Genomic DNA, 24,373 nt, shown 5'->3' on the forward strand with positions numbered 1-24,373 from the left:
CAAGGAGCCGGTCGATGGGCCACCCGTTCCCCCTCCGGGAGATCGCACGTCAGGCAGGACTCAGCGAGGCCACCGTGGACCGCGTGCTGAACGGCAGGGGAGGCGTGCGGGAGAGCACCGCGCGGGAGGTGCACCGCGCCATCGCCGACCTGGACCGGCAGCGCACCCAGGTCCGGCTGGTCGGCCGTACCTTCATGGTCGACATCGTGGTGCAGGCGCCCGAGCGGTTCACCACCGCCGTGCGCGCCGCCCTGGAGGCCGAACTGCCCTCGCTGCACCCGGCGGTGGTCCGCTCCCGCTTCCACTTCCGCGAGACCGGACCCGCGGCCGAACAGGTCGGGACGCTGGACCGGATAGCCCGCCGGGGCTCGCAGGGCGTGATCCTCAAGGCGCCGGACGTCCCGGAGATCACCGCCGCCGTCGGCCGGCTCACCGCGGCCGGCATTCCCGTCGTCACTCTCGTCACCGACCTGCCCGCGAGCGGCCGTATCGCCTACGTCGGCATCGACAACCGGGCCGCGGGTGCCACCGCCGCCTACCTGACCGGCCAGTGGCTCGGCGACCGGCCGGGGAACGTCCTCACCAGTCTCAGCAGCGGCTTCTTCCGCAACGAGGAGGAGCGTGAGATGGGCTTTCGCAGCGTCATGCGGGCCCGGCACCCGCAGCGCACCCTGGTCGAGATCGCCGAGGGGCAGGGCCTGGACGCCACCCAGTACGACCTCGTGCGCGCCGCCCTGGAACGCGACCCGGAGATCCGGGCCGTGTACTCCATCGGCGGCGGCAACAACGCCACCCTGCGCGCCTTCGCCGACGCCGGCCGGGAGTGCGCGGTGTTCGTCGCGCACGACCTCGACCACGACAACACCCGCCTGCTGCGCGAGCACCGGCTGTCCGCCGTGCTCCACCACGACCTGCGGCACGACCTGCGCGAGGCCTGCCACGAGGTGATGCGCCACCACGGCGCCCTGCCGCCCGCCGGACCGGTCCTGCCGTCCGCGATCCAGGTGGTCACGCCCTACAACATGCCTACGACCCCGGCAGGCTGACCCAGGCGCGGCTCTGCGCCGACACCATCATGGCGTCCAGCACCTGGGCGCTGCGCACCGCGTCCGCGAGGGTGGTGCCGTACGGCCTGCCCTCCGCGATCGAGCGCAGGAAGCGGTAGGCCTCGATGACCTTGAGGTCGTCGTAGCCCATCGCGTTGGCCGCGCCCGGCTGGAACGCGGCGAACTCACCGGCGCCCGGGCCGACGTACACCGTGCTCACCGGCTGGTCCTGGTACGTCGTGCCGCGGCTGACCGCGAGCTCGTTCATCCTGCGGAAGTCCCAGGACACCGCGCCCCTGGTGCCGTGCACCTCGAAGCCGTAGTTGTTCTGCTCACCGACCGAGACCCGGCAGGCCTCCAGGACACCGCGGGCGCCGGAGGCGAAGCGCAGCAGGCAGTTGACGTAGTCCTCGTTCTCCACCGGGCCCGGCTCGCCGCCGGACGCCAGGGCGTGGCCCGCGGTCGCACCGGCCGGCCGGGCCCGCTCCGGGACGAAGACGGCCGTGTCCGCGATGAGGGAGGCGATGTCGCCGAGCAGGAAGCGGGCCAGGTCGGCGCCGTGCGAGGCCAGGTCGCCGAGCACCCCGCTGCCGCCCCGCTCACGCTCGTAGCGCCAGGTCAGGGCGGAGTCCGGGTGGGCCGCGTAGTCGCTGAACAGGCGGATCCGCACATGGGTGACCGTGCCGATCCCGCCCGAGGCGATCAGGTCGCGGGCGGCCTCCACGGCGGGCGCGTTGCGGTAGTTGAAGCCGACCGTGCCCTGCACGCCCGCCCCGGCGACCGCGTCGGCGACCGCGCGGGCGTCCTCGCCGGTCAGGCCGACCGGCTTCTCGATCCACAGGTGCTTGCCCGCCTCGGCCATCGCCACGCCGATCTCCCGGTGCAGGAAGTTCGGCGCCGTCACGCTGACGGCCCGCACGCGCGGGTCGGCCGCCACCTCCCGCCAGTCGCGGGTCGCGGAGGCGAAGCCGAACCGTTCGGCGGCCTCCTCGGCCCGGCCCGGCACCTCCTCGGCCACCACGACCAGCTCCGGACGCAGGGGGAGCTGCGGATAGTGGTGCCGGACGCGGGCGTAGGCCTGGGTGTGCACCCGGCCCATCCATCCGAACCCGACGACGGCGACACCGAGCGCATCCACCATGACAGCCCCTTTTTGGACCGGTCCATCCGCTGACCCGGGCCACCTTTGTGCGGACATACCCAGCGTGTCAAGTGTCGTCCCGCCCTTTGACAGGGCCGAGAGCCATGTGGAACGGTCCAGGCCATGAGACCGCCGACCATCCGCGACGTCGCCGAACGGGCGGGGGTGTCGAAGTCGCTGGTCTCCCTGGTGCTGCGCGGGTCCGGCCAGGTCCGCACGGAGAAGCGCGACGCCGTGCTGAGAGCCGTGTCCGAGCTCGGCTACCGGCCCAACGCCGCCGCCCGCAGCCTGAGCGAACAGCGCACCCGCACCGTCGGCGTCCTCCTGGACGACCTGCGCAACCCCTGGTTCGTCGACCTCCTCGACGGCCTCAACTCCCTGCTGCACGCGGCCGGCCTGCACATGCTCCTCGCCGACGCCCGGCTGAACCGGCGGCTGGGCCACGACCTCGCCGAACCCTTCCTCGACCTGGGCACGGACGGCCTGGTCGTGGTCGGCACGGTCCCGGACGCGGGCGCACTCGGCGCACTGGCCCGGCGGATGCCGGTGGTCGTGGCCGGCGCGCGCGAGCCGCAGCCGCCGGGCGTGGACGTCGTCGCCGGGGACGACGAGCACGGCGCCCGCCTCGTCACCGAGCACCTGCTCGGCCTCGGCCACCGCCGGATCGCCCATCTCGCGGGCCACGGCGCCGTCGGCGAGCTGCGCCGGCGCGGCTACGAGGCGGCGATGCGGGCCCACGGCGGCGAACCGCTGACCGAACCCGGCGATCTGACCGAGGAGGGCGGCTACCGGGGCACGGTCCGCCTGCTCAGCCGCCCCGACCGGCCCACGGCCCTCTTCGCCGTCAACGACATGGCCTCCGTCGGCGCCCTGTCCGCCGCCGGGGAACTGGGCCTGCGGGTGCCGCACGACCTGTCGGTGGCCGGCTACGACAACACCAGCATCTCCCGGCTGCGGCACGTGTGGCTGACCACCGTCGACACCGCGCCGCACGAGCTGGGCCGGCGCGCCGCCCGCTGTCTGCTGGACCGGTTCGAGCGGCCCGGGCGCGAGGGGCGCGTGCGGCTCGCCGTACCGACGCTGGAGATCCGCGGGACGACGGCGCCGCCTCCTGCCCTCGTAGGGTGATCGGCCTCGGAGGGCGAGCGGCCTCAGAGGGGGAGCCGGGCCAGAGGGTGATCGACCTCAGAGAGTGATCGCGTAGGCCTTGCGGAGCGTCTCGTGCACGGTCCACGTCGTACGGTCGCCCTCGCGCAGGACGGCCAGGTCACCGGGCCCCACCCGGAGCACCGGCCCGCCCTCGACCTCGATCGTCGCCGAGCCGCTGATCACCACGAACAGCTCGTCCGCCTCCGTGTCGGTGACCACACCCGGGGTGATCTGCCAGATGCCCCGGATCTGCCGGCCGTCCGCCGACTGCCAGACCACCTTCCCGGTCACCTCGGGGTTCCCGGAGAGGACCTGCTCCGGGTCGAGGGGCTCGGGTTCCAGGTCGGCGTCGGGGATGTGGAGTGCGAAGCTGTGCGTCATGCGCCGACCCTAGTCGGCGCGCGGTCGGCGCCGCCGTCGACAGTGTGTGCGGCATCGGGCCTGGTGGGAGGACACTTCGTCGGGCCAGGCCGAGTAGCGGGCCGGGCGGAGGGGCGTGATCGTGGAGTGCATGGCCGACTCCACGGCGACTGCTGCGGCCGGTGCGCCCCGCCGGACGCACGGCACCCGCGAGGCCGTCCTGTTCGGCGGGGTCTACGGCTCTGTCCTCGCCAGCTCGATGGTCGCCGCGCTCACCCAGTACGGCCACAACTCCGCCGCCAGCCGCCGCTACGACGCCCTCTGGCTGCTGGTCACCGCGTTCGCCTCCGCCCTGGCCCACGGCTACGCCCACTCCATCGCCGAGCGCGCCCCGCACCGCCGCCGGGTCGCCCTGCGCGCCCTCCTCGACGAGTGGCCGCTGGTCACTGCCGTGCTGCCGACGGTGTTCCTGCTAGCGGGAGCCGGCTGGGGCTGGTGGTCGCCGACCGGCGTGGAGTACCCGGCGTTCGGCCTCAACATGGCGATCCTGTTCGTCCTCGGGCTGGTCACCGCCCGCCGCGCGCGGCGCGGTTGGCTCGTCGCCGCCCTGATCGGCCTGGTCGACGCGCTGCTCGGGGTGATCGTCGTGGTGGCCAACGCGCTCATCAAGTAGACCGGCGTCAGCGGGCGATGCGCACGCCGTCCAGGGCGATGGACAGGACCCGGTCGCGCTGGGCGTCGTCCTCGAAGGCCGTCGCCGTGATGCCGGCGACCAGCCGCAGCAGGTCCCCGAAGTCCATGTCGGCCCGGGCCACGCCCGCCTTCTGTGCGCGCTCCAGCAGCGGGCCGCCCGCCGCGTACATCGAGTCGCGGCAGGCCATGAAGATGTCCGAGGCGTCGTCCAGGGCCTCGCGTACCGCGCGCTTGGTGACCATGTAGCCGGCGAACCGGTCCAGCCAGGCCGTCAGGGCCTCCCAGGGCTCCCGGTCGGCGAGTTCGACGGCCGCCTGGCACAGCGCGTTCACCTCGTCCGCGTAGACGGTCTCGAAGAGGTCGCGGCGGGTGGGGAAGTTCCGGTAGAGGGTGCCGATGCCGACGCCGGCGCGGCGGGCGACGTCCTCCAGGGAGGCCTCCGCGCCGTGTGCCGCGAACGCCTCGCGGGCGGCGGCGAGCAGCGCGTCGTAGTTGCGGGCGGCGTCCTTGCGGTGCGGCCGGCGGGTCGCCACGATCTCGCTGACGGGGTACGGCGTGGCCGTCACTGCTGCCTCCCGGGAGCCGGTTAACCGGAGGGGTTCCTCCGATTAGTTGAAGTGGAGGGTCACCTCCGCTACAGTGGAGGGGTACCTCCACTTTACCAGTGCGGGGACGGCCACGCCGTGACGGACGCGCCCCGGGCATCGGCCACCCGCACCGACGAGGCCCGGGCGACCCTGCCCGCCCCTCCCCACGACACCCACCCTCCGCTCGATCCGGAGAGGCTCCTTCATGCCCCGCACGTCCCATCGCCTCACCTTCGCGGTCCTCGCGACCGGTGCCGGCGTGTTCGCCATGCTGCAGTCGCTGATCGCGCCGGCCCTGCCCACCGTCCAGCACGCGCTGCACACCTCCCAGTCCACCGCGACCTGGGTGATGACGGCCTATCTGCTGTCCGCCTCGGTCTTCACCCCGATCCTCGGCCGGGTCGGCGACCTGGCCGGCCGCAAACGCACCCTCGTCGCGGTCCTGGTCGCCGTCCTCGCCGGCTGCCTTCTCGCCGCGCTCGCCCCGAGCATCGGCGTCCTGATCGTCGCCCGGGTCGTCCAGGGCGCCGGCGGCGCCCTTTTCCCGCTCTCCTTCGGCATCATCCGCGACGAGTTCGCGCCCTCCGAGGTCAGCGGCAGCATCAGCAACCTGTCCGCCGTGATCGCCGCGGGCGGCGGCGTCGGCATGGTGGCCGCCGGCCCCGTCGTCTCGGCCCTCGACTACCGCTGGCTGTTCTGGATCCCGGTGGCCGTCGTCGCCGTGACCGTCCTGATCGCGCTGCGCTACGTCCCGGAATCGCCGGTCCGCGCCGAGGGGCGGGTCAGTTGGCTCGGCGCCGGGCTGCTCTCCGCCTGGCTGGTCGCCCTGCTGCTGCCGCTCAGCCAGGCCGTGCGTTGGGGCTGGGGCTCGGCGAAGGTGCTCGGCCTGTTCGCCGCCGCCGTCGTGCTGTTCGCACTGTGGCTGGCCACCGAGGCCCGCTCGCGCAGCCCCCTCATCGACCTGCGCGTGATGCGGCTGCCCGCGGTGTGGACGACCAACGCCGCCGCCCTGCTCTTCGGTGCGGGCATGTACGCGATCTGGTCCTTCCTGCCGGGCTTCGTCCAGACCCCGTCCGCGGCCGGCTACGGCTTCGGCGCGAGCGTCACCGCCTCCGGGCTCCTCATGCTGCCGATGCTCCTCGCGATGTTCCTCTCCGGCGTCCTCTCCGGCCGCCTCGAACCCCGCGTCGGCGCCAAGGCGCTGCTCACCACCGGCGCCGCGCTCGGTGCGCTCGCCTGCGGGTTCCTCACCCTCTGGCACGACGCCCCGTGGCAGACAGCCGTCGTGGCAGGCCTGTTCGGCCTCGGCATCGGACTGGCCTTCGCCGCCATGGCCAACCTCATCGTCGGCAGCGTCCCGCCCGAGCAGACCGGCGCCGCGACCGGCATGAACGCCAACATCCGCACCATCGGCGGCTCCATCGGCGCAGCGCTCACCAGCGTCCTGGTCACCGGCCGCCTCCAGCCCTCCGGCCTGCCCTACGCCTCCGGCTACACCCACGCCTGGGCCCTGCTCGCCCTGCTCTGCCTGGCCGCGACCGGCGCCGCCCTGCTCGTCCCGGTCCGCCGCACCGCCCGTACCCCCGCTCCCGCCGCGACGGGACAGACACGGACACCCGCCCGGGTGCGGTAGGGTTGACCTGCGTGATCACGCGGCAACACCACCGCGTGACCCGCAACGGGACGTGGCGCAGCTTGGTAGCGCACTTGACTGGGGGTCAAGGGGTCGCAGGTTCAAATCCTGTCGTCCCGACGCACACAGGGGCCCGCCGACCCGGGAAACCGGGTCGGCGGGCCCTTCGGCGTTGCAGACCTGGGGTGCCCGGCGGTGCGCCCACCACCGCCTCCGGCGACCTCGAGAGTGATGCGCTGCGGCGGGGCTCGTACACTCACCGAGTGGCATTCATGAGCACCCCGCACTGCTGTTTTCTGTGACGGGAAGGCGTTGAGGGCGATGTCGGACGGCGTCGCCCTCCTTGGTGTGCCTGTCACGTGAAGCACCTTGCCGGCGCTGCCTGTTCGTCTCCGAGGCAGCGGCCTTCTGTGCGCGTGCGGGCACGGTCTCTTCCCTTCCGCCTGCCAGGAGTGCCTCGTGCCCGCTTCGCTTCCCCCTGCCCTCGGACTCATCCTCGACCTGCTGCGCTGCCCGACGTGCCGCACGCGCCGCCTGCACCCCGGTCGCGGTGCACTGCGCTGTCCGGCGGGCCACACCTTCGACGTCGCCCGTCACGGCTACGCCGGTCTGCTGACGGGCACCCGCGCCACCAGCGGCGACGACGCGGCCATGGTCCGGGCTCGGGACCGCTTCCTGGCCACCGGCAGGTATGCGCCCATCCGCCGGGCCGTGGCCCGCCTGGCGGCCGACTCGGCCCCCGAGCGGGGCACGGTCGTGGACGTCGGGTGCGGCACCGGCTACTACCTGGCCGGCGTGCTCGACCAGTTGCCCGGCGCCCGGGGTCTGGGCCTGGACACGTCGGTGCGCGCGCTGCGCTCGGCGGCCCGATCCCATGAACGAGCCGCCGCTGCGGCCTGGGACGTCTTCCGTCCCTTCCCGCTCGCCGATCAGGTGGCCGACGTGGTGCTGGACGTCTTCGCCCCGCGCAACCCGGCCGAGTTCCGCCGAGTGCTCCGCCCGGCCGGCCGGCTGATCGTGGTCCGTCCCGCCGAGCGGCACCTGGCCGAACTGCGCGGCGCGGTACCGGCGATGGTCACCGTCGACCCGGCCAAGGAACAGCGCCTGCACCGGGCCCTGAACCCCTGTTTCGAGGCCGTCGTCACCGAGCGCGTGGAGTACTCCTTGGCCCTGGCCGGGCCAGTGGCCCGGGATCTGGTGGGGATGACGCCGAGTGCACGCCACGTGAACCCGGCGGCCCTGGACGGTCGCGGCCGCCTGCCCGACCGGGTCACCGTCTCCGTGCTGGCCACCGCCTACCAGCCCCGGTGACCACGAGCCACGGACATCAGGTGGCGAGGGCGGTGCGCTCCGTGTCGTCCCGCGCCGGTGAGGCGCTCCGCTCCGCCTCGCGTCCTCGCAGCGCCGTCACCACCAGCCCTCGGTCGCGGTCGCCGATGTCCAGTGAACGTCCCTCCGGAGCACGGGAGTCGACCGCCAGCCACAGACTGACCCCGGCGCTGACCGCGGCCAGCACGGCGACCACCGCGAACGCCGAGCGCCACGAGCCGTAGGTGCCGGTGATGCCGCCGAGCAGCGGCGCGAGAAAGCCGCCCGCGGACAGGCTCGACGCCCACAGGGCGATGGCGCGGGCGCGCTGTGCACCGGTGTGCGTGCCGGCCGCGATCATCGCGAGCGACGTCGGGAAGAGCGCCGCGGCGCCCAGGCCGGCGAGCGCCTGCCCCGCCCACAGCTGATGGATGCCGGAGGCACCGGCGGCCACGACCTCGCCCGCGCACAGCAGCGCGGCCCCGCCGACGAGGAGCTGTTTGCGGCCGAAGAGATCGCCGAGCACGCCGAAGGACAGTTCGAGCACGGCGACGGGCAGCAGGAACGCGTCGGAGATCCAGGTGAGTTGGGAGCCGACGGGGTGGAGGTGTGCCTGGAACAGGCCGTTCAGGGTGGCCGGTATGGCCAGGCCGATCTGGGCCAGGCAGACGGCGAGACAGCCGGCGACGAGCGTACCGAGGGGGAGGGAACTGCGGGGAGCGGCGGATGCGTCGGACTCCAGCAGGGCATGGACCGTGCGGAACGTCTCCTCCGCCCGCGCCGCGGGCCAGTCGGCCGGCAGATGCCGCACGGGCAGCCGGGGATCGCCGCGGATGACCTGGAGCCACTCGGCGGTCAGCCGGAGGCGCAGCGCGAGCGCGTCCTCGGCGGCCAGGTCCGCGCCGCCCGAGGCGTACGGGCGCCAGGACGCCTCGAAGTCCTGGTACTGACCGGCCAGTTCGCGCAGGTCCCAGGTGTCGTCGATCATCTCGGTTCGGCGACGATCCCGGAGACATCGACCTCGCCCGGCGCGATCCACAGCCCGCTGAACAGCGCCCCGAAGCCCGCCCAGGTCAGCTGGGAGCGCAGGTCGTGCCGCTGGCGCTGCCAGGACTCCGGGAGCGAGAAACCCAGCAGGGTCCAGGTGCCGTCCCAGTCCCGGTTGACCGCGCCGGTCGTCCAGATGCGCCGCCCGCCGTCGCGCAGGATCGCCTGCGAGCGGTCGGTGAGGCCGACGTACGTCCGCCTGCCCTCGCGCCGGCGGCTCAGCAGACCCCGGCCGACCATGCGGGTGAGCGTGGACCGGGTCGCCTGCTCCCCGATGCCGGCGCGCCGGAACACCTCGATGACGCTGCCGGTGTACACGCACACCCCGCGGCCCAGCACCTCGTCGCCGAGGAAGCTGAGCAGGAGCGACTGCGGGCGGGGCACGGGACTGGTCACGCGGACACAGTACGGCGCCGGGTCCCCGCGGCAGAGACCCGGCGGTGCGCCGGTCGGGGGGCTACAGCGGTGCCGGGGACGAGGCGCCGTGGATCAGCAGGCGCGGGGTGCCGGTGCCGTCGGCGGGGACGCTCCACAGGTCGCTGCTGCCGACCTGGCCGCCGGCGGGGAGCGCGTAGGCGACGGTGCGGTCGTCCAGCCAGGTGGCCTGGTCGTCGACGCTGTGGCGCTCGGCGAGCGGGGTCTCCTTGAGCGTGCGCAGGTCGAGGACGTACTCGTGCCACAGGTTGGTGCGGGACAGGACCCGCTTCTTGAAGGCGACCCGGGTTCCGTCGGGGGAGAGGGAGGGGCACTCCACGTTCTCGACCAGGGTGGTGACCGTACGCCGGGACAGCGAACCCCGGACCAGGTAGGTCTTGTCGGCGGTGTTGAGGGTGGCGTAGAAGGTGTCGTCGTCGGAAGCGAAGGTGACGCCCCAGAAGTTGATGTCCGAGGCATGGTAGGGCTTGCCGTCCTTGACGACGGAGAACGTCTCCAGGCTCGGCGTCAGCCGCATGGTGCGGGTGTCCAGGACGGAGGTCCGGGTGGAGAAGAAGGCGGACGAGTAGGACTCGCCGGAGACGAAGACGGTCCAGGCGGCGAAGCGGCCGCTGGGCGAGACCCGGGCCCGGCTGGGTGCGCCCGCGAGCGGGAACGTGCGCCGGGTGCGGAGGTTCGCGTCCAGCAGCAGGGCCCGGTTGCTCTGCTTCAGGACGCCGGGGTTGGACTGGAGGCAGACGCCCGTTCCGGCTGCCGCGTAGAAGCGCGCGCACGTCAGGTCCGAGGCGGTCCGCCCGGCCTTCGGGTCGGCGGAGGGGACCGCGGCGACCGCGGTGCGGTGCGGGCCGGGGGCCGCGTTGACGAACGCCAGGCGGCCCCTCTGGTCGAGCCGCAGCCGGCCGGCGCTGACGGCCGGTCCGCCCGGGCTCGGCCGGTCGGCCCGGTCCGCGCGGGAGGCGGCGTGCAGGACGATGCCGGTTCCCACGCCGGCGAGCAGCAGGACCGCCGCGACGAGGACGAGCAGGCGGCGGTGCAGCGATGTCATCGGTTCCTTGCTCCTGTCACTGTTCCCGTCACGGTGGTCGTTCTGTTCGCCGGGGTCGTCATCGGGTCCCGTCGGCCGGCCGCAGCACCCTGCCCGCGACGGTCGCGCAGCACAGCAGCCCCGCCGCCGCGCCGGCCAGCGCCGGGCCGTCGCCCCACGCGGTCCAGGCGGCGCCGAAGGCCAGCGAGCAGCAGAACCGGGCCAGCGCCTGGCTGGTCCCCACGACGGCGAGACCGCTGGCCCGCAGCTGCTCGGGGACCAGGTCGGCGAGGGCGGCCGGAAGGACCCCGTCGGTGGCCGCGTAGAACGTGCCGTGCAGGGCGAGGACGAGCGGGGGCAGGACCGGCGTGGCCGGGGCCCACAGGAGGAGGGCGTAGGCGGCGAGCAGGCCCACGTGCCCGGCGAGGAACACGGTGCGCCGCCCGATCCGGTCCGCCAGCGTGCCGACCGGCAGCGCCAGCAGCAGGAACACCGCGGCGGTGCCCAGCGGCAGCAGCGGGAACCACTCCTCGCCGATGCCCGCGCGCCGTTGCAGCAGCAGATAGACGAAGGCGTCGCTGACCGTGGTCAGCCCGAGCAGCGCCGCACATCCGGCGAGCGCACGCAGCCGCGGCAGCCGCAGCAGCGCGAGCGCCTCACGGACGCGCACGGGGGGTCTGCCGTGCGGCGCGCCCGCCTCGGCGTCTTCTCCCCGGCCGCGATCGAGCGCGCCGAGCGCGTCCACGCCTCCGGCCGCCACGTCCCGGCCCGCCTCCGCCGGCTGCCCGGCGGATACGGACGCGCCGGTGACAGGCGTCTGTGCCGGCTGCCCGTCGTCCGCGGGTACGTCCGTGACGCCCGCGCCGGCCGCCGGCCCGCCCCGCCGCCTGCCCGGTACGAACAGCACGAGGACGAGCACGCCGAGCGCTGCCACACAGGCGCTCACGCCGAACACCGCGTCGTAACCGTCGGCCGCCGCGCGCAGGATGAGGAAGGCCGCCAGCGGGCCGAGCATCGCGCCGGTGGTGTCCATCGCCCGGTGCACGCCGAAGGCCCGGCCCTGGTGCGCGGCCGGTGTCGACAGGGAGATCATCGCGTCGCGCGGCGCGGTGCGCAGACCCTTGCCGGTGCGGTCCAGGGCGAGGACCGTGCCGAGCGCGCCGAAGCCGCTCGCGAGCAGCAGCAGCGGCTTGCACAGCGCGGACAGGCCGTAGCCCAGCCCGGCCATCAGCTTGTGGCCCCGCGCCCGGTCCGCGAGGTGGCCGCCGGTGAGCTGGACCAGCGCGCCGACGCCGTTGTAGACGCCGTCGAGGGTGCCGAAGCCGAGCGGGCTGAATCCGAGCGTGCTGACGAGGTAGAGCGGGAGTACAGCGGTGACCATCTCCGAGGAGATGTCGGTGATCAGGCTGACCGCGCCCAGCACGAGCACCACCGGGGCGACCCCGGCTCCGAAACCGCGTCTTCGCCCGCTGTCCGCCTGCGGCGGCGCGGACCGGTCGGTGAGGTACAAGACACGAACTCCAGGTGCGGTGCGGTCAGTTCTGCCGGCTGCTCTCGTCCCGTAGCCAGGTGCCGAAGTCCTGTGCCCGGATGGCCTTCCCGGCCCCCCGCCGGGCGGCCACCGCCGCCGCGACGAAGACTACGACACCCGGGAGGAGCCTCGGATCCCTGCGCAGCAGGGCGATCAGATCCGCCTTGCTCGTGCGCGCCGACGCCTCTTCCGGCCCGCGGTGCCGTTCCACCTGGGCGGTGGACACGGCCGCCCGGATCCGCCGCCTGATCAAGTCCCGCCAGGTGCGCGGCGGTTGGATCACCACGCGGGCGGCGTCGATCACCAGCCGTTCCTCCGGGGCGAACGCCAGGGACACGGCCAGGTCGTCCGCCATCAGCGGCGGCAGCGCGGCGATCCGGTCGTGTCCCGCCTTGGAGACCGCGATGACGCCCCGGCCGAACAACCCCTCGCGCACGGCGGGAAGCCGCTGCCACACCCGGTAGTGGGCGCGCACCCGCCACGCCGAGGCGGCCAGCGGGATCTGCCTCTCCGGTGCGGTGGCGAGGATGCCCGAGGTCCCGTCGTGCAGGGGCTCGGTCAGCGCCCTGACGTCGGCGTCCCCGATCACGACGTCGGCGTCCACGTAGACGCGGGGGAAGCCGCGCGCGTGGTCGTCGCCCGCCCTGAGGGCCGCGTGCTTGGAGGGCGCCGGGATCTCCACCACCCGTACCCGGGGGCCGCGCGCGGCGGCGATCCGCGCGGTGTCGTCCGTACAGCCGTTGCACACGACCACGATGTCGGTCTCGTCCTCCGGGGCGCCGGCCAGCAGGGAGTCGAGGAGCCGGCCGATGACGCGCGCCTCGTTGTGGGCCGGGATCACGATGCTCGTCACGTGGGCAGTATGCCGTTGCTGTCACTATTGCGACATGTGTTTCGTCCAACCGTTCCCGCGACTGCGCCGGGTGGTCTAGATTGAGGACCGCCGTACCGGTTGGGTGGGGAACTTGTTCTTGACTGCATGTCATGGTGCGGCACTGTGAACGGTCTTGGTTCGTACAGCAACCAGCATGCTGGGGGCTCGACGCGGTTGGGGAACCGCTGACGCCCCTTCGCTTTCCGGTGCCGCCGTGTCGAGGGCACTTCGGTCAGGGGTAGCCACGCATGTGGGGGGGGCATGACCATTGAGGTCACGCATGAGCAACTCGTTGTGGAACGCAGGAGTCCACGTACTCGCCGAAGACGGTGGGAACAGAAGTACCGGACCGTCCTGCTGGTCGCCGACGGCTTCGCCGCCGCCGCCGCGGCCTTCCTGATCCACGCGGCGTACGGCCGCTGGGCGGTGGCCCTGGTGCTGCCCCCGACGTGGATCGTGGCCATGCTCGCCCACCGCTCCTACGACCGCAGCGCGCTGGGGCTGGGCACCGAGGAGTACCGGCGGGTACTGCGCGGCACCCTCGCGCTGCCGGCCCTGGCCGTCGTCGCGTACTGGCTGTTCACGCACGATTCCGGCCTTCTTCATGACATGATCATGGCGGCGGGGCCGGCCGCCGCGATCGCCCTGCTGGCGCGGTACGCGCTGCGCCGCCGGCTGCACCGAAGATGGTCCCGGGGCCGGGACCGCAGCTCGACGCTCCTGATCGGGCCCGCAAGCGGAGTCGCGGAGCTGGTCGCCGTGCTGCGGCGCGGCGGTGTCCAGGAACTGCAGGTCGCCGGCGTCTGCCTGAGTGATCCTCAGAACGCCTCGACCGTGCGCAAGCTGGGTCTTCCCGTCCTCGGCGGCGTGGCCGACCTCAACGACGTCCTCGGAGCCGTACGCATCAGCACCGTGGTGGTGCTGCCGGCGCCCGGGCTCGACGCCTGCGACCTGCGCCGGATGTCCTGGACGGCGGCCGTGCAGGGTGCCGACTTCCTGCTGGCACCGCTGCTGACCGACGTGTCCGCCTCCCGGCTCGCGGTACGGCCCACCAACGGGGTGCCCCTGCTGCGCGTCAAGGCGCCGGACCTCTCCCGGACCTCCCGGCTGCCCAAGGAACTGCTGGACCGCGCGCTCGCCGCCGCGCTCCTGCTGCTCCTCGCCCTGCCCATGCTGCTGATCGCCCTGATCGTCCGGCTGGACAGCTCCGGACCCGCACTGTTCCGGCAGCAGCGGGCGGGCCGGTACGGCGACCACTTCACCATGCTGAAGTTCCGCACGATGCGCCCGGACTCGGAGGCCCTCCGAGCGGAACTGGCCCACCTCAACCAGAACAGCGACGGGCTGCTGTTCAAGGTGAAGGAGGACCCGCGCATCACCCGGGTCGGCTCGCTGCTGCGCCGCAGCTCGCTCGACGAACTGCCGCAGCTGATCAACGTGGTCCGGGGCGACATGTCGCTCGTCGGCCCCCGGCCGCCGCTGCCGGAGGAGGTCGAGGAGTACACGCCGGACATCAAGCGCCGGCTGCTCGTGAAGCCCGGCCTCACCGGACTGTGGCAGGTCAGCGGCCGTTCCGACCTGCCGTGGGACGAGGCGGTCCGGCTCGACCTCGGATACGTGGACAACTGGTCGATGGGCCTGGACCTGTCGATCCTGCTGCGCACCGGCACGGCCGTGGTGCGGGGAACGGGGGCTTACTGATGGGCCAGGAGAAGAGGAGCCAAGTGACGCAGACCAGCGAGCCGTTGGGTGTCGCCGTCGTCGGGGCCGGCTACTGGGGCCCGAACCTCGTCCGCAACTTCCAGGCCAGTGACCGGTTCCGGCTGCGATGGCTCTGCGACCTCGACGTGGGCCGGGCCCGGCGGGTGCTCGGCGGCTACTCGACGGTCGAGGCCACCGCGGACTACGCGGCCGTCCTCGCCGACCCGTCGGTCGACGCCGTCGCCGTGGCCACCCCCGCCGGCACGCACCTCGACATCGCCCTGGCCGCCCTGCGCGCCGGCAAGCACGTCCTGGTCGAGAAGCCGCTCGCGGCGACGTACGCCGACGGGATGCGCCTGGTGACCGAGGCCGAGGAGCGCGGGCTCACGCTGATGTGCGACCACACCTACTGCTACACGCCCGCCGTGGGCCGGATCCGGGAGGCCGTCCGCTCCGGCGAACTCGGCGAGATCCACTTCGTGGACTCGGTCCGCATCAACCTCGGGCTCGTCCAGAAGGACATCGACGTGATGTGGGACCTGGCCCCGCACGACCTGTCGATCCTGGACTTCATCCTCCCCGACACCGTCGAGCCGGTCGCCGTCGCCGCCCACGGGGCCGACCCGATCGGCGCCGGGCAGGCCTGCGTGGCCTATCTGACGCTCCAGCTCAACACCGGCGCCATCGCCCACGTGCACGTCAACTGGCTGTCCCCGACGAAGGTGCGCACCACCATGGTGGGCGGCTCCAAGCGCACCCTGCTCTGGGACGACCTCAACCCCCTGCAGCGAGTGGCCCTCTACGACCGGGGCGTGGACATGGCCGCACCACAGGAGATCGGCGCGGACGAGCGCCGGGAGATGCTCGTCTCGTACCGCTCCGGCGACATGGTCGCGCCCGCCATCGGCGAGAAGGAGGCGCTGCGCAGCATGGTCGACGAGTTCGGCGACGCGATCGCACAGCGCCGGGCTCCCCTGACCGACGGCCGGGCGGGCCTCAGGGTGCTGGACATCCTCGAGGCGGCATCCCGGAGCCTGGAGTTCAAGGGCGCGGTCGTCGGCCTGCGCGCCGGGCGTTGAGCGAGGTCAATCCATGGGAAAGGCACAGCAGTTGAGCAGCGTACGCGGCAAGAAGATCCTGGTCACCGGGGGAGCGGGCACCATCGGCTCCCACCTCGTCGACCTCCTGGCCGAGGGCGGCGCCCGGGAGATCGTCGTCCTCGACAACTTCGTGCGCGGACGGCGGGCCAACCTCGCCCAGGCTCTGCCGAGCGGCGTGGTGGAGGTCGTCGAGGGCGACATCCGGGACACCGGCACCGTACGGAAGGTCACCGAGGGCGCCGACCTGGTGTTCCACCTGGCCGCGATCCGCATCACCCAGTGCGCGGAGGAGCCCCGGCTGGCCAACGAGGTCCTGGTCGACGGCACCTTCAACGTGCTGGAGGCGGCGGCCGAGGCCGGGGTCGCGAAGGTGATCGCCTCCTCCTCGGCGTCCGTGTACGGCCTGGCCGAGACCTTCCCGACGACCGAGCGCCACCACCCGTACAACAACGACACCTTCTACGGCGCCGCGAAGGCCTTCAACGAGGCGATGCTGCGCAGCTTCCACGCCATGTACGGGCTGGACTACGTGGCCCTGCGCTACTTCAACGTCTACGGCCCCCGGATGGACATCCACGGCCTCTACACCGAGGTGCTGATCCGCTGGATGGAGCGCATCGAGGCGGGCGAGCCGCCGCTGATCCTCGGGGACGGCACGCAGACCATGGACTTCGTCGACGTCCGCGACATCGCCCGCGCCAACGTCCTGGCCGCCGAGTCGGACCTCACCGACGAGGTGTTCAACATCGCGAGCGGCACGGAGACCTCGCTGAAGGAGCTCGCCGACGGCCTGCTGGAGGCGATGGGGGCGACGGGCCTGGAGCCGGTGCACGGACCCGCCCGCACCGTCAACGGCGTGACCCGGCGCCTCGCGGACACCTCGCGGGCCGCCGAACGGCTCGGCTTCACGGCGCGGATCGACCTGCGGACGGGACTCCGGGACCTGGTGGAGTGGTGGCGCGCGGAGCGGGAGGCGGCGAAGTGAGCACCGACCGCATCCCGGTGATGATCCCCTGGCTCGGCGAGGAGGAGGCCCGCGCCGCCTCCGACGCCGTGCTCTCCGGCTGGGTCGCCCAGGGGCCCCGCGTCGCCGCCTTCGAGCGCGCCTTCGCCGAGCGGGTGGGCGCCGAGCACGGCATCGCCGTCAGCTCGTGCACCACCGCCCTGCATCTCTCCCTCGTCGCGCTCGGGCTGGGCCCCGGCGACGAGGTCGTGGTGCCCTCGCTGTCGTTCATCGCCACCGCCAACGCCGTCCGTTACGTCGGCGCCGAGCCGGTGTTCGCCGACGTCGACCTCGCCACCGGCAACCTGACGCCGGCCACCGTGGACGCGGTGCGCACCCCGCGCACCAAGGCCGTCCTCGCCGTCCACCAGGGCGGCGTACCGGCCGATGTGCACGCCCTGCGCGCCGTGTGCGCCGACTGGGACCTGCCGCTGGTCGAGGACGCGGCCTGCGCCATCGGTTCGACGGTCGGCGGCAAGCCCGTGGGGCACGGCGCGCTGATCGCCGCCTGGTCGTTCCACCCGCGCAAGGTCGTCACCACGGGTGAGGGCGGCATGATCACCACCGACGACGCCGACTGGGCGGCGCGCCTGCGCCGGCTGCGCGAGCACGGCATGAACGCCTCGGCGGCCGAGCGCCACGCGAGCGACAGGCCGGTGCTGGAGAGCTACTTGGAGGTCGGCTTCAACTACCGGATGACCGACGTCCAGGCCGCCGTCGGCCTGGTCCAGCTCGGCAGGCTCGACACGATGATCGCCCGCCGCCGCGAGCTGGCGGCGCGCTACGACGCACTGCTCGGGGGCGTCCCCGGCCTCACCCCCGTACGCGACCCCGCACACGGGCAGAGCAACTTCCAGTCCTACTGGGTGCTGCTGGACCAGGACTTCCCCGTCGGCCGGGACGATCTGCTGGCCGCGCTCGCCGAGGCCGGCGTCTCCGCCCGGCGCGGGATCATGGCCGCCCACCTCGAACCGGCCTACGCGGGCCACCCCGGCGCGCCGCTGCCGGTCACCGAGCGGATCAGCCGCGACTCGCTGATCCTGCCCCTGTTCCACACAATGACCGAGGCCCAGCAGGACCGCGTCGTGGCCGTCCTGCGCGAACAGGCCCGTGCATGAACGAACTCGTGGTCATCGGCGCGGGCGGCTTCGCCCGGGAGACCGTCCAGGCCGTGCGGGACGCGGGGGAGTCGAAGGTGCTCGGGCACCTCGACGACAACCCCGCGCTGCACGGCACCGAGGTGGACGGTGTGCCCGTCCTGGGCGGCTGCGACCTGGCCCACCGGATGCCCGGCGTCCGGGTGGTGATCTGCGTGGGCAACCCCCGCGACTACGCGGCCCGCGCCCGCCTGGTCCGCCGGCTCGCCCTGCCCGCGGACCGCTACGCCACCGTGATCCACCCGACCGCGGCCGTGTCGCAGACGTCCGAGGTCGGCCCGGGCTCGGTGCTGCTCGCGCACTGCGCCCTGACCGCGGCCGTACGGGTGGGCGCGCACGTCGCCGTGATGCCGCACGTCGTCCTCACCCACGACGACGTGGTCGAGGACTTCGCCACACTCGCCGCCGGCGTCCGCCTGGGCGGCGGAGTACGGGTGGAGCGGGGCGCCTATCTGGGCTCCGGGGCCCTGGTCAGGGAGGGCACGACGGTCGGCGCCTGGTCGCTGACCGGAATGGGGAGCATCGTGCTCGGCGATGTGCCGCCGGGCGAGGTCTGGGCGGGAAGCCCGGCCCGGCGGCTGCGCGAGGCGGCCGCCCCGGCGCTGGACGAACTGGTGACACCAACCATGGGGGGACCCGTCACATGAACCAGATTCCGCTGGTGGACCTGAAGGCGGCTCACGAGGAGGTCGCCGACGAGGTACGGGCCGGATTTGAACGGGTGCTGGCCGGGACGGCGTTCATCGGGGGCGAGGAGGTCCGCCTCTTCGAGCGGGAGTACGCGGATTTCGGCGGGGTCGCGCACTGCGTGGGCGTCGCCAACGGCACCGACGCCGTCGAACTCGCCCTGCGGGCGAGCGGGGTCGGGCCCGGTGACGAGGTCGTGCTGCCCGCGAACACCTTCATCGCCACCGCGGGCGCGGTCGCCCGCATCGGCGCGCGGCCGGTCCTCGCCGACTGCCTGCCCGACACCTACCTGCTCGACCCCCGGGCCGCACTGGACGCGGTCGGCCCCGCCACCCGTGCGGTCGTACCCGTACACCTCTACGGCCAGATGGCCGACGTGACCGCGCTGGCCGCCCAGCTCCCCGAGCGCGTACGCCTCGTCGAGGACGCCGCGCAGTGCCAGGGCGCGACCCGCGACGGCCGGACGCCGGGCAGCGGCGGCATCGCGGCCACCAGCTTCTACCCGGGCAAGAACCTGGGTGCCTACGGCGACGCGGGCGCGGTGCTGACCGACGACGAGGAACTCGCCGGCCTCGTACGCGCGATCGCGAACCACGGCGGCACCGCCAAGTACCGCCACGACGTACCCGGGTTCAACAGCCGCCTGGACGGACTGCAGGCCGTCGTCCTGCGGGCCAAGCTGGCGCGGCTGGCGGACGGCAACGCGGCCCGGCGCGCGGCCGCCGCCCGCTACGACGCGCTGCTCGCCGACCTGGCCGCCGCCGGGCGGGTCGTCCTCCCGACGACCGCGGCCGGCAACACCCACGTGTGGCATCTGTACGTCATCCAGGTCACCGACGCCGACCGCGACGCCGTCGTCGGCAAGCTGGGCGCCGAGGGCATCGGCGCCGGGGTGCACTATCCCACTCCGGTCCACCTCACCCCGGCCTACCGCCATCTCGGGTACTCCCCGGGCGACTTCCCGCACGCCGAGAAGGCGGCGGACCGGATCCTGTCGCTTCCGCTCTACCCGCAGATCACCCCCGGCCGGCAGCAGCGCGTCGTGGACGCCCTCGTCCACGCGCTGCGCGGCTGACCGGCGCCCCACAGTCCCACCGCTCCACCCCGACCGCACGGGCCGGGCCTGCACAGCACCGCTGAGAGGTACACATGAAAAGATGGAGCAGACGGATCCGAGGCGGCCGCCTCGCCGTCGTAGCAGCATTGATATGGGCGGTGCTCCCGGCGGCCGTGCCCGCCCGGGCGGCATCCGATCCGTGCGGGGCGGGTTCGAACCCCATCGTCTGCGAGAACTCCAAGCCGGGCAGCCCCAAGTCCGACTGGTTCTCGCCGAACGCCTACGGTGACATCAAGGGCTTCTCCACCAAGGAGAGCGTCCAGGCCGGTGACACCGTCCAGTTCAAGGTCCAGTCGAAGGTCCCCTACCACATCGAGATCTACCGCCTCGGCTGGTACGGCGGCGACGGCGCCCGTGAGATGTCGACCGCGGCCCAGGCGGCCGTGACCTATCCGGCCAACTACGGCACCAAGCCCGCCGGCTGCACCACCAAGAGCGCGACGGGCCTGGTCGACTGCGGCAACTGGCCCGTGACCGCGACCTGGACGGTGCCCAGCGACGCCGTGTCCGGTCTGTACATCGCGAACCTCACCCAGAATGACGGCGACGGCCTGATGCCGTACCCGTTCGTCGTCCGCAAGGACTCCAGCACCTCCGACGTCGTCGTGCAGACCAGCGACCAGACCTGGCAGGCCTACAACGACTACGGCGGCCAGGACCTCTACGGCGGTGCCGGGCCCGCGCCCGACGGACGCGCCTACGAGGTCAGCTACAACCGTCCGCTGGACATCGGCGGCGACAACGGCATCTACGGCTCCGAGTACATGATGCTGTCCTGGCTGGAGCGCAACGGCTACGACGTCAGCTACACGTCGGGCGTGGACGTGTCGTCGGCGAACGGCGCCACCCTGCTGGAGAAGCACAAGGTGTACCTGTCCTCCGGCCATGACGAGTACTGGACGCAGAGCCAGTACTCCCATGTCCTCGCGGCCCGGAAGGCAGGCGTGCGGGAGGCCTTCTTCAGCGGCAACGAGGTCTTCTGGAAGACCCGGCTCGCGCCGAGCATCGACGGCACGAGCACGGCCGACCGCACCCTGGTCTGCTACAAGATGACCAAGATGGCGCAGAACAACGGCATCGCCGACCCCAGCGGCGTCTGGACCGGCACCTGGATGGACCCCACCAGCACCCAGTACGGTCAGGACTACCAGCCGCCGAACATCCTCACCGGCTCCATGTTCCAGGTGAACGGCTACCGCAGCGACGCCATCACCGTCCCCGGCTCGTACGGCAAGAACCGGATCTGGCGGGGCACCTCCATCGCGAACCTCACCTCGGGCCAGACCGCCACCTTCCCGACGGGCACCCTCGGCTACGAGTGGGACAGCGACCTCGACAACAGCACCCGGCCCGCCGGGGCGATCGACGTGTCCTCCACGACGGTGGACATCAACGACGGCAAGCTCCGCATGGACTGGGGCAACGTCTACGGCAACGGCACCGCCACGCACCATCTGGTCGAGTTCCGCGACCAGGACTCCGGGGCCCTGGTGTTCGGGGCGGGGACCGTCCAGTGGTCGTGGGGCCTGACCAACATCCCGACGTACAACCCCGATGACACCGTGGTCACCGAGGACTCCCGGATGCAGCAGGCGACCGTGAACATCCTCGCCGACATGGGCGTCCAGCCGCAGACCCTGCAGAGCAACCTCACCTCCGCCACGGCCTCCACCGACACCACCGGCCCGGCCGTCAGCGTGACCAGCCCGGCCTCCGGGATCACCGTCCCGGCGCTGAAGCCGGTCACCATCAAGGGCACCGCCACCGACTCCGGCGGCGTGGTGGCCCGCGTCGAGGTGTCCACGGACGGCGGCAAGACCTGGAACGCCGCCACCGGCCTCACCTCCTGGACCTACAGCTGGACCCCGACGACCCCGGGCGCGGCGTCCCTCAAGGTCCGCGCGGTCGACGACAGCGTCAACATCGGCGCCGTCACCACCGTCCCGGTGACCGTCGGCCCCCAGGCCTGCCCCTGCACCATCTGGCCGGCCTCGGCCGTGCCCGGCACCGTCAACGGCGGCGACGGCAGCTCGGTGGAGCTGGGCGTCAAGTTCCGCACCACGGTGGCCGGTTCGATCACCGGTGTGCGCTTCTACAAGTCGCCCGCGAACACCGGCACCCACACCGGCAGCCTGTGGAGCGCCTCCGGCACCCGCCTGGCCACCGGCACCTTCACCGGCGAGACGGCGTCCGGCTGGCAGCAGCTGAACTTCGCCACCCCGGTGAGCGTCAAGGCCAACACCACCTATGTCGCCTCGTACTTCGCCCCCAACGGCGGATACTCCTACGACGGCGGCTACTTCACCGACAGCGACGCGGGCCTCGCGCCGCTCACGGCACTGAAGTCCGGCACCGACGGCGGCAACGGCGTCTATCACTACGGCTCGACCAGCGCCTTCCCGTCCTCGCAGTCCTCCGGCAGCAACTACTGGGTCGACGTGGTGCTGGACACCTCGGCGGCCAGCACCACCCCGCCCACCGTCACCTCGACCTCCCCGACGTCCGGCGCGACCGGCGCGTCGATCACGGCACCGGTGTCGGCCACGTTCAGCGCGGCCGTCGACCCCGACAGCCTGACGTTCACCGTCAAGGACCCCGACGGCACCACCGTGCCGGGGTCCGTCACGCTCCCCGCGTCGAACAAGGCGACGTTCACCCCGTCGACGGAGCTGGAGCTGCACACCACGTACACCGTCTCCGTCAAGGCCTCCGACGTGTGGGGCAACGCCATGGCGGACCCGGTGACCTGGTCCTTCACCACCAGTTCCACCCCGCCCGCGGTCACCTGCCCCTGCACGCTGTGGCCCTCCTCGGCCGTGCCGGCCACGACCGACATGACCGGCGACACCAACTCCGTCGAGCTGGGCACCCGGTTCACGTCCTCGACGAGCGGCTGGGTCACGGGAGTCACGTTCTACAAGGGCACCGGCAACACCGGCACCCACACCGGCAGCCTGTGGTCCGACAGCGGCACGCTGCTCGCCAGCGGCACCTTCACCAACGAGACGGCCTCCGGCTGGCAGCAGCTGACCTTCGCCACTCCGGTGGCCATCTCGGCGGACACCCCGTACGTCGTCTCCTACCACGCGCCGAACGGCAACTACGCGGTGGACGGGGGCTACTTCACGGCGGCCCACCAGTCGTATCCGCTGACCGCCACCGCCGACACCACTACGCACCACAACGGGCTCTACCGGTACGGCACCGCCCCGGCCTTCCCGAGCGGTTCCTACGGGTCCGCGAACTACTGGGTCGGCCCCGTCTTCACCGCCGACGACCCGAGCGCGATGCTGTCGACGGCCGGTGCCTCGGAGGAGAACACGTCCTCGGTGACCCACACCGCCGACGTGAACAGCCCCCTCGTCACCACCCTGCCCGCCACGGCCGAGCCGGCGGCGGTCAAGGCGACCGTGACGATCCTGCCGGGGTCCAGGGCGGCCGGCGCGAGGAAACTCCACGTCACGGCCGTCACCTCCTACGACCGGGCCACCCACAAGGTGTCCGTCCATCTGTCGGCCCCGCTGCCGGACGGCACACGGTTCAGGGTCACGGTCACGGCCCGGGACAGGCACCACCACACGGTGAAGTCCCGCAGCTGGACCCTGACCAGCAAGACCGTCCGCAAGAAGAACAAGAACTGACCGACCAGAACCCACCGGTGGTGGTCCGCGCCGCGCCCGGCACGGACCACCACCGGGGATTGGCTTCCTTCATCGATGAGCACCGTCAGTGTTGTGATCCCGTGCTACAAGTACGGCCATTTCCTCGCCGACTGCGTGAGCAGCGTCCTGGACGAGCAGGACGGCGTTGACGTCCGGGTACTCATCATCGACGACGCCTCGCCCGACGACTCGGCGGAGACCGCGCACAAGCTGGCCGCCGCCGACCCGCGCATCGAGGTCCGCGTCCACGACACCAACATGGGCCACATCGCGACCTACAACGAGGGCCTGCTGGAATGGGCCGACGGCGACTACGTCGCCCTGCTCTCCGCCGACGACCGGCTGGTCCCGGGCGCGCTGGTGCGGGCCGCGGCGCTCCTGGACGCCCACCCGGAGGCGGGCTTCGCCTACGGGCGCCCCCTGCGCTTCCAGCACGGCGGCCCGCTGCCCCCGGCCCGCACGCACAGCACCGGCTCGGTCGTGTATCCCGGGCCGTGGTGGCTGGAGCGCCGCTTCCGCGAGGGCACCGGCTGCATCACCTCGCCGGAGGTCGTCGTCCGCACCAGCCTCCAGCGCACGGTCGGCGGCTACGACCCGGCCCTGCCGCACGCCGGCGACATCGAGATGTGGATGCGGCTCGCCGCCCACGCCGACGTCGGCTACGTCCGCGGCGCCGACCAGGCCTACTACCGCGTGCACGGCCAGAACATGTCCACGACCGACTTCGGCGGCCAGCTCGACGACCTGCGCCAGCGTCTCGTCGCGTTCGACTCCGTGCTCGTCAAGTGCGCCGACCGGCTGCCCCACGCCGACCGTCTGGCCGAGCAGGTCCACACCCGGCTCGCCCGCTACGCACTGCGCCGGGCCTACCGGGCCTACGACCGGGGGCGCACCGACGTCGTGCCGGTCGACGACTGCGTGGCCTTCGCCGCACAGTGCCTGCCGGGATACGAGGCGCTGCCCGAGTACCGCGCGCTGCGGCTGCGCAGACGGATCGGCCCGAAGGCCATGCCCTATCTGCAGCCGCTGATCTGGTCGGCCGTCGCCGAACGCGGGCGGGAGCGGCTGTGGTGGGAGTCCTGGAAGCGCCGGGGCATCTGATGCGGCACCGGTTCGGC

At 72.8% G+C, this 24,373-nt stretch carries 19 protein-coding genes, 1 tRNA gene and 2 pseudogenes; 14 read left to right on the forward strand and 8 right to left on the reverse strand.

All coding sequences use genetic code 11. The features are described from left to right. Positions 1 to 14: 14 nt before the first annotated feature. The gene (locus tag ACZ404_RS29060) at positions 15 to 1,046 is read left to right on the forward strand and encodes a LacI family DNA-binding transcriptional regulator (RefSeq protein ID WP_468444915.1); all 1,032 of its coding nucleotides are present in this window, start codon (positions 15 to 17) and stop codon (positions 1,044 to 1,046) included. Here ACZ404_RS29060 and ACZ404_RS29065 read toward each other — a convergent pair. Beyond that, positions 1,027 to 2,187 carry a Gfo/Idh/MocA family protein gene (locus ACZ404_RS29065; protein ID WP_468444917.1) on the reverse strand — a complete coding sequence of 387 codons (1,161 nt, stop codon included), beginning with the start codon at positions 2,185 to 2,187 and terminating at the stop codon, positions 1,027 to 1,029. The two genes, ACZ404_RS29060 and ACZ404_RS29065, sit on opposite strands and share 20 nt — an antisense overlap. A 123-nt stretch (positions 2,188 to 2,310) precedes the next feature. Here ACZ404_RS29065 and ACZ404_RS29070 point away from each other — a divergent pair, with 123 nt between their 5' ends. Continuing rightward, positions 2,311 to 3,315: a LacI family DNA-binding transcriptional regulator gene (locus tag ACZ404_RS29070; RefSeq protein ID WP_468444919.1), complete on the forward strand. Its 1,005-nt coding sequence runs from the start codon at positions 2,311 to 2,313 to the stop codon at positions 3,313 to 3,315. Between the two features lie 57 nt (positions 3,316 to 3,372). On the opposite strand, the gene ACZ404_RS29075 is transcribed toward ACZ404_RS29070, so the two are convergent. Beyond that, entirely contained in the window at positions 3,373 to 3,717 is a 345-nt protein-coding gene (locus tag ACZ404_RS29075; RefSeq protein WP_468444921.1) for a cupin domain-containing protein, read from the reverse strand. A 130-nt stretch (positions 3,718 to 3,847) separates the two neighbouring features. Here ACZ404_RS29075 and ACZ404_RS29080 point away from each other — a divergent pair, with 130 nt between their 5' ends. Next, positions 3,848 to 4,369: a hypothetical protein gene (locus tag ACZ404_RS29080; RefSeq protein ID WP_468444923.1), complete on the forward strand. Its 522-nt coding sequence runs from the start codon at positions 3,848 to 3,850 to the stop codon at positions 4,367 to 4,369. 7 nt (positions 4,370 to 4,376) lie between these two features. On the opposite strand, the gene ACZ404_RS29085 is transcribed toward ACZ404_RS29080, so the two are convergent. Continuing rightward, a complete protein-coding gene (locus tag ACZ404_RS29085; protein ID WP_468444925.1) occupies positions 4,377 to 4,955 on the reverse strand; it encodes a TetR/AcrR family transcriptional regulator in 579 nt (192 codons plus the stop codon). A 226-nt stretch (positions 4,956 to 5,181) separates the two neighbouring features. On the opposite strand from ACZ404_RS29085, the gene ACZ404_RS29090 reads away from it, so the two are divergent. The 3 genes from ACZ404_RS29090 (at position 5,182) to ACZ404_RS29100 (ending at position 7,920) form a co-directional block, all read left to right on the forward strand. Next, on the forward strand, positions 5,182 to 6,609 hold the full coding sequence (locus ACZ404_RS29090) for an MFS transporter (protein ID WP_468444927.1): 1,428 nt from the start codon (positions 5,182 to 5,184) through the stop codon (positions 6,607 to 6,609). A 46-nt stretch (positions 6,610 to 6,655) separates the two neighbouring features. Next, positions 6,656 to 6,729 (forward strand) — tRNA-Pro (locus ACZ404_RS29095). Positions 6,730 to 7,068: 339 nt separating this feature from the next. Then, positions 7,069 to 7,920, forward strand: a complete 852-nt coding sequence (locus ACZ404_RS29100) for a putative RNA methyltransferase (RefSeq protein WP_468444929.1) — start codon at positions 7,069 to 7,071, stop codon at positions 7,918 to 7,920. 16 nt (positions 7,921 to 7,936) lie between these two features. Here the strand turns inward: ACZ404_RS29100 and ACZ404_RS29105 are convergent. From ACZ404_RS29105 to ACZ404_RS29125, 5 genes and pseudogenes are all read right to left on the reverse strand, one after another. Next, positions 7,937 to 8,584: pseudogene (locus tag ACZ404_RS29105) on the reverse strand (MFS transporter); the annotation flags it as partial. Between the two features lie 30 nt (positions 8,585 to 8,614). Next, a pseudogene (locus ACZ404_RS29110) lies at positions 8,615 to 9,360 on the reverse strand (PaaX family transcriptional regulator); the annotation flags it as partial. Between the two features lie 61 nt (positions 9,361 to 9,421). Then, positions 9,422 to 10,444: a TolB family protein gene (locus ACZ404_RS29115; protein WP_468444931.1), complete on the reverse strand. Its 1,023-nt coding sequence runs from the start codon at positions 10,442 to 10,444 to the stop codon at positions 9,422 to 9,424. A 58-nt stretch (positions 10,445 to 10,502) separates the two neighbouring features. Beyond that, entirely contained in the window at positions 10,503 to 11,933 is a 1,431-nt protein-coding gene (locus ACZ404_RS29120) for an MFS transporter (protein WP_468444933.1), read from the reverse strand. A gap of 25 nt (positions 11,934 to 11,958) precedes the next feature. Next, entirely contained in the window at positions 11,959 to 12,807 is an 849-nt protein-coding gene (locus ACZ404_RS29125; protein WP_468444935.1) for a glycosyltransferase family 2 protein, read from the reverse strand. A gap of 282 nt (positions 12,808 to 13,089) precedes the next feature. On the opposite strand from ACZ404_RS29125, the gene ACZ404_RS29130 reads away from it, so the two are divergent. From ACZ404_RS29130 to ACZ404_RS29165, 8 genes are all read left to right on the forward strand, one after another. Continuing rightward, positions 13,090 to 14,529: an exopolysaccharide biosynthesis polyprenyl glycosylphosphotransferase gene (locus tag ACZ404_RS29130; protein ID WP_468444937.1), complete on the forward strand. Its 1,440-nt coding sequence runs from the start codon at positions 13,090 to 13,092 to the stop codon at positions 14,527 to 14,529. Between the two features lie 23 nt (positions 14,530 to 14,552). Then, positions 14,553 to 15,608, forward strand: a complete 1,056-nt coding sequence (locus ACZ404_RS29135; protein ID WP_468444939.1) for a Gfo/Idh/MocA family protein — start codon at positions 14,553 to 14,555, stop codon at positions 15,606 to 15,608. Between the two features lie 13 nt (positions 15,609 to 15,621). After that, entirely contained in the window at positions 15,622 to 16,614 is a 993-nt protein-coding gene (locus tag ACZ404_RS29140; protein WP_468444941.1) for an NAD-dependent epimerase/dehydratase family protein, read from the forward strand. Further along, positions 16,611 to 17,750 (forward strand): DegT/DnrJ/EryC1/StrS family aminotransferase, encoded by a 1,140-nt coding sequence (locus ACZ404_RS29145; RefSeq protein ID WP_468444943.1) that lies wholly within the window; start codon positions 16,611 to 16,613, stop codon positions 17,748 to 17,750. Before ACZ404_RS29140 ends, ACZ404_RS29145 begins: the two co-directional genes overlap by 4 nt. Further along, positions 17,747 to 18,436 carry an acetyltransferase gene (locus tag ACZ404_RS29150; RefSeq protein ID WP_468444945.1) on the forward strand — a complete coding sequence of 230 codons (690 nt, stop codon included), beginning with the start codon at positions 17,747 to 17,749 and terminating at the stop codon, positions 18,434 to 18,436. The genes ACZ404_RS29145 and ACZ404_RS29150 overlap by 4 nt, the downstream gene beginning before the upstream one ends. Beyond that, positions 18,433 to 19,551: a DegT/DnrJ/EryC1/StrS family aminotransferase gene (locus tag ACZ404_RS29155; RefSeq protein ID WP_468444946.1), complete on the forward strand. Its 1,119-nt coding sequence runs from the start codon at positions 18,433 to 18,435 to the stop codon at positions 19,549 to 19,551. The genes ACZ404_RS29150 and ACZ404_RS29155 overlap by 4 nt, the downstream gene beginning before the upstream one ends. 140 nt (positions 19,552 to 19,691) lie before the next feature. Further along, a complete protein-coding gene (locus ACZ404_RS29160; protein WP_468444947.1) occupies positions 19,692 to 23,234 on the forward strand; it encodes a DUF4082 domain-containing protein in 3,543 nt (1,180 codons plus the stop codon). A gap of 75 nt (positions 23,235 to 23,309) precedes the next feature. After that, complete coding sequence (locus ACZ404_RS29165; RefSeq protein ID WP_468444949.1) at positions 23,310 to 24,356, forward strand: glycosyltransferase family 2 protein; 1,047 nt, start codon at positions 23,310 to 23,312, stop codon at positions 24,354 to 24,356. Positions 24,357 to 24,373: the final 17 nt, after the last annotated feature.

The organism is Streptomyces sp. NPDC030798 (assembly GCF_055572275.1).

Excerpts from the sequence above, each read along its gene's own strand:
- ACZ404_RS29115 (WP_468444931.1), bottom strand. The coding sequence starts at position 10,444 with ATGACATCGCTGCACCGCCGCCTGCTCGTCCTCGTCGCGGCGGTCCTG.
- ACZ404_RS29155 (WP_468444946.1), top strand. The coding sequence starts at position 18,433 with ATGAACCAGATTCCGCTGGTGGACCTGAAGGCGGCTCACGAGGAGGTC.
- ACZ404_RS29090 (WP_468444927.1), top strand. The coding sequence starts at position 5,182 with ATGCCCCGCACGTCCCATCGCCTCACCTTCGCGGTCCTCGCGACCGGT.
- ACZ404_RS29150 (WP_468444945.1), top strand. The coding sequence starts at position 17,747 with ATGAACGAACTCGTGGTCATCGGCGCGGGCGGCTTCGCCCGGGAGACC.
- ACZ404_RS29075 (WP_468444921.1), bottom strand. The coding sequence starts at position 3,717 with ATGACGCACAGCTTCGCACTCCACATCCCCGACGCCGACCTGGAACCC.
- ACZ404_RS29065 (WP_468444917.1), bottom strand. The coding sequence starts at position 2,187 with ATGGTGGATGCGCTCGGTGTCGCCGTCGTCGGGTTCGGATGGATGGGC.
- ACZ404_RS29060 (WP_468444915.1), top strand. The coding sequence starts at position 15 with ATGGGCCACCCGTTCCCCCTCCGGGAGATCGCACGTCAGGCAGGACTC.
- ACZ404_RS29165 (WP_468444949.1), top strand. The coding sequence starts at position 23,310 with ATGAGCACCGTCAGTGTTGTGATCCCGTGCTACAAGTACGGCCATTTC.
- ACZ404_RS29130 (WP_468444937.1), top strand. The coding sequence starts at position 13,090 with ATGACCATTGAGGTCACGCATGAGCAACTCGTTGTGGAACGCAGGAGT.
- ACZ404_RS29140 (WP_468444941.1), top strand. The coding sequence starts at position 15,622 with ATGGGAAAGGCACAGCAGTTGAGCAGCGTACGCGGCAAGAAGATCCTG.
- ACZ404_RS29070 (WP_468444919.1), top strand. The coding sequence starts at position 2,311 with ATGAGACCGCCGACCATCCGCGACGTCGCCGAACGGGCGGGGGTGTCG.
- ACZ404_RS29080 (WP_468444923.1), top strand. The coding sequence starts at position 3,848 with ATGGCCGACTCCACGGCGACTGCTGCGGCCGGTGCGCCCCGCCGGACG.